Origin of the sequence: Protaetiibacter mangrovi, from assembly GCF_024752305.1 — a bacterium.
GTDB classification, from domain to species: domain Bacteria; phylum Actinomycetota; class Actinomycetes; order Actinomycetales; family Microbacteriaceae; genus Homoserinibacter; species Homoserinibacter mangrovi.
The window spans coordinates 188,113-192,374 of the sequence record NZ_JANTHX010000007.1 but is presented as its reverse complement, the minus strand read 5'-3'; the positions used below and the strand labels follow the sequence as shown (position 1 = coordinate 192,374).

At 72.4% G+C, this 4,262-nt stretch carries 4 protein-coding genes; all 4 read left to right on the top strand.

Annotation, left to right across the window (positions count from 1 at the left end; genetic code table 11):
- Window positions 1–54: 54 nt before the first annotated feature.
- On the top strand, window positions 55–2,169 hold the full coding sequence (locus tag NUH29_RS08555; RefSeq protein WP_258798659.1) for a DNA polymerase III subunit gamma and tau: 2,115 nt from the start codon (window positions 55–57) through the stop codon (window positions 2,167–2,169).
- 3 nt (window positions 2,170–2,172) lie between these two features.
- A complete protein-coding gene (gene recR, locus NUH29_RS08550) occupies window positions 2,173–2,769 on the top strand; it encodes a recombination mediator RecR (protein WP_258798658.1) in 597 nt (198 codons plus the stop codon).
- The gene (locus NUH29_RS08545; protein ID WP_258798657.1) at window positions 2,766–2,900 is read left to right on the top strand and encodes a hypothetical protein; all 135 of its coding nucleotides are present in this window, start codon (window positions 2,766–2,768) and stop codon (window positions 2,898–2,900) included. Before recR ends, NUH29_RS08545 begins: the two co-directional genes overlap by 4 nt.
- Before the next feature lie 105 nt (window positions 2,901–3,005).
- Window positions 3,006–4,262: aspartate kinase (locus tag NUH29_RS08540; RefSeq protein WP_258798656.1), on the top strand; the 1,257-nt coding region annotated here is incomplete at its 3' end.

Here is a 4,262-nt window from a genome sequence, read left to right as displayed (position 1 = left end):
CGGATGCGACGCATCCGCCCGGTGGGGGTCGGTCGCGCCGACTACTGTTGACCCGTGGTCACCGCCCTCTACCGCCGCTACCGGCCGGAGACGTTCGCCGAGCTCATCGGCCAGGCGCAGGTGACCGATCCGCTGCGCACGGCGCTGCGCACCGACCGCGTCGGGCACGCCTACCTGTTCTCGGGTCCGCGCGGATGCGGCAAGACCACGAGCGCCCGCATCCTGGCGCGCTGCCTCAACTGCGCCGAGGGCCCCACCGACACCCCGTGCGGCACCTGCGCCAGCTGCGTCGAGCTCGCGCGCGACGGCGGCGGATCCCTCGACGTCATCGAGATCGACGCCGCGAGCCACAACGGCGTCGACGACGCCCGCGATCTGCGCGACCGCGCCGCGTTCGCCCCGGCCCGCGACCGCTACAAGATCTTCATCCTCGACGAGGCGCACATGGTGACCCCGCAGGGGTTCAACGCGCTGCTGAAGCTCGTCGAGGAGCCGCCCGAGCACGTCAAGTTCATCTTCGCGACGACCGAGCCCGAGAAGGTCATCGGCACGATCCGCTCGCGCACCCACCACTACCCGTTCCGCCTCGTCCCGCCCGCCACGATGCTCGAGTACGTGCAGCACCTGTGCACCGAAGAGGGCATCGAGGTCGAGGGCGGGGTGCTCCCGCTCGTGGTGCGCGCGGGCGGCGGCTCCGTGCGCGACACGCTCTCGCTGCTCGATCAGCTCATCGCCGGCTCCGAGGACTCCACGGTGCGCTATGAGCGCGCCGTCGCGCTGCTCGGCTACACGCACGGCGCCCTCCTCGACGAGATCGTCGACGCGCTCGCCGCCCGCGACGCGCAGGGCGTCTTCGAGGGGGTCGACCGCGTCATCCAGACGGGTCAGGACCCGCGCCGCTTCGTCGACGACCTGCTCGAGCGCCTGCGCGACCTCATCGTGGTCGCCGCCACACGCGACCAGGCGGGGGCGGTGCTGCGCGGCGTGCCCGCCGACGAGATCGAGCGGATGACGCACCAGGCCACCGCCTACGGTACCGTCGAGCTCTCCCGCGCCGCCGACGTCGTCAACTCGGCGCTCACCGAGATGACGGGCGCGACCTCTCCGCGGCTGCACCTCGAGCTGATGGCCGCCCGCCTGCTCGTCCCCGCATCCGACGAGACGGAGCGCGGCACCCTCGCCCGCGTCGAGCGTCTCGAGCGCCGCATCGGCATCGAGGAGGCGGATGCCGCCCCCGCCCCCGAGCGCCCGTCGCCGCAGCGCCCCGCGCCCGCGTCGGCCCCGCCGGTCGCGTCGACCCCGAGCCCGACCTCGACCCCGACCTCGACCCCGACCCCGACTCCGTCTCGGGTCGTCGAGGAGCCCGCCCCCCAGGCGGTCGAGGAGCGCCCGGCGCAGCCCGCTCCGGCGGTGGAGGATCGCCCGGCGCAGGCGGACGCGCCCCGAGGCTCCGCCTCGGCGCCCGTGTCGCTCCAGCAGCTGCGCGACGCCTGGCCCGAGATCCTCGAGATCGTGCAGGGCATCAAGCGCGGATCCTGGATGGTCGTCTACACCTCCACCCCGCGCGCGTACGACGCGGCCAACGAGGTGCTCACGCTGAGCTTCCCGAGCGACAACGACGTGCAGAGCTTCCGGCAGGCGCAGGGCGCCGGCGAGAGCGTGAGCGAGCATCTGCGCCAGGCGATCGTGAAGGTGCTCGGCGTGCGGGTGAAGTTCATCGCGCGCGTCGAGGGCGGGGCGCCCGCCGCAGCGCCCGCCCCCGAGCCGGCGCCGGCCGTGCCCGCGTCCGGCTGGAACGTCACCCCGATCGCCGGCGCGACACCCGCCGCGACCCCGGTCGACGACGAGGTCCCGCCCCCCGCCGACGAGGAGCCCCCGCCGCCCGACGACGAGCCCGAACCGACACCCGCGGCGTCGACCTCTCAGCAGCCTGCGGACCCGCCGGCCGGGACGGCCGTCGGTGCCGGCGCCGCGGCCAAGGCCGGAAACGGCATGGGCCCTGAAGCGAAACGCGCGCCGAACCGCCCCGGGCGGTACGGCGAGGCCGTCGTCCGCGAGGTGCTCAAGGCGAGCTTCATCGAAGAGGTGCAGCTGAACCCGCGCGACCGCCCGGTGCGGCTGGTCGAGGAGCCCGCATCCGGCGCCCCCTCGACCGAGGGCGGGGCGTAGCGCGTGTACGAGGGCATCGTCCAGGACCTCATCGACGAGCTCGGCAAGCTCCCCGGCATCGGACCGAAGTCGGCGCAGCGGATCGCGTTCCACATCCTGCAGACCGAGAGCTTCGACACCAGCCGGCTCGCCGAGATCCTCACGGTGGTGCGTGAGCGGGTCAAGTTCTGCCAGGTGTGCGGCAACGTGTCCGAGCAGGACACCTGCGCCATCTGCCGCGACCCGCGGCGCAACGGTGCGACCATCTGCGTCGTCGAGGAGGCGAAGGACGTCGTCGCGATCGAGCGCACCCGCGAGTTCCGCGGTCTGTACCACGTGCTCGGCGGGGCGATCAGCCCGATCGACGGCATCGGCCCCGACGACCTGCGCATCCCGCAGCTGCTGAAGCGCTTGGCGAGCACCGAGGTCACCGAGGTGATCATCGCCACCGACCCGAACCTCGAGGGCGAGGCCACCGCCACCTACCTCACCCGATTGCTCGTGCAGCCGGGGCTGAAGGTCACGCGCCTGGCCTCCGGGCTCCCGGTGGGCGGCGACCTGGAGTACGCCGACGAGGTCACGCTGGGGCGCGCCTTCGAGGGGCGGCGGGTCGTCGAGTGAGCATCGCGCAACTCGCGGCCACCGGAGTCGAGGGCTGGCAGATCGCGCTCCTGGTCGGCGGGATCGCGCTCATGGTGCTCGGTGCGGTCGGCGTCGTGCTCGGCGGACGCATCCGGCGCAGGGGCCGCTAGCTCCGGCCGCCACCCCGCTCGGCCCCTCCGCAGGCGGACGTGACCGAGACGGCATCCGGCGCTGGATAGGATGACCTTCGTTCCCACCCCTTGGAGTTCCTTCCCGTGACCCTCATCGTCCAGAAGTTCGGCGGCTCGAGTGTCGCCGATGCCGAGAGCATCAAGCGGGTCGCCAAGCGCATCGTCGAGACCCGCAAGGCGGGCAACGAGGTCGTCGTCGCCGTGTCGGCGATGGGCGACACCACCGACGAGCTGGTCGACCTGGCGCACCAGGTGTCGCCGATCCCCGACCCCCGCGAACTGGACATGCTGCTCACGACGGGCGAGCGCATCTCGATGGCGCTGCTCGCGATGGCGATCCGCGACATGGGCTTCGAGGCCCGGTCGTACACCGGCAGCCAGGCGGGCATGATCACGGATGCGCAGCACGGCGCCGCCCGCATCGTCGACGTCACCCCGGGGCGCGTCCGCGAGGCGCTCGACGAGGGCGCGATCGCGATCGTCGCCGGGTTCCAGGGCTTCAACCGCGACAGCCGCGACATCACGACCCTCGGGCGCGGCGGTTCCGACACCACGGCCGTCGCGCTCGCGGCGGCGCTCGGCGCGGAGGTCTGCGAGATCTACACCGACGTCGACGGCGTGTTCACGGCCGACCCGCGCGTGGTGCCGAAGGCCCACAAGCTCGACCGGGTGACGGCGGAGGAGATGCTGGAGCTGGCCGCCGCGGGCGCGAAGGTGCTCTACATCCGCGCGGTGGAATACGCGCGGCGGCACGGCGTGACGCTGCACGTGCGCTCGTCGTTCAACAACAACGAAGGCACCTGGGTCGTGAACCCGGTGGAGGGAGAAACCGTGGAAGAGCCCATCATCACGGGTGTCGCCGGCGACCTCAGCGAGGCGAAGATCACCGTCGTCGGGGTTCCGGACGTGCCGGGCAAGGCCGCCGAGATCTTCACGATCGTGGCGAAGACCGGCGCCAACATCGACATGATCGTGCAGAACGTGTCGGCCGCCGCCACCGGCCTCACCGACATCTCGTTCACCCTGCCGAAGGCGGAGGGCGAGAAGGTGCTGACGGCCTTGCGCGCCGAGCAGGCGGATGCCGGCTTCGCGTCGCTGCAGTACGACGACCAGATCGGCAAGCTCGCCGTGGTGGGCGCGGGCATGCGCACGAGCTCCGGTGTCTCGGCGCAGCTGTTCCGCGCGCTGTCGGATGCGGGCATCAACATCGAGATGATCTCCACCTCCGAGATCCGCATCTCGGTCGTCACCCGCGCCGACACCCTCGCCGACGCGATGCGCGTGGTGCACACCGCCTTCGGTCTCGACGGCGACGTCGACGCCGTGGTCTACGCAGGAACC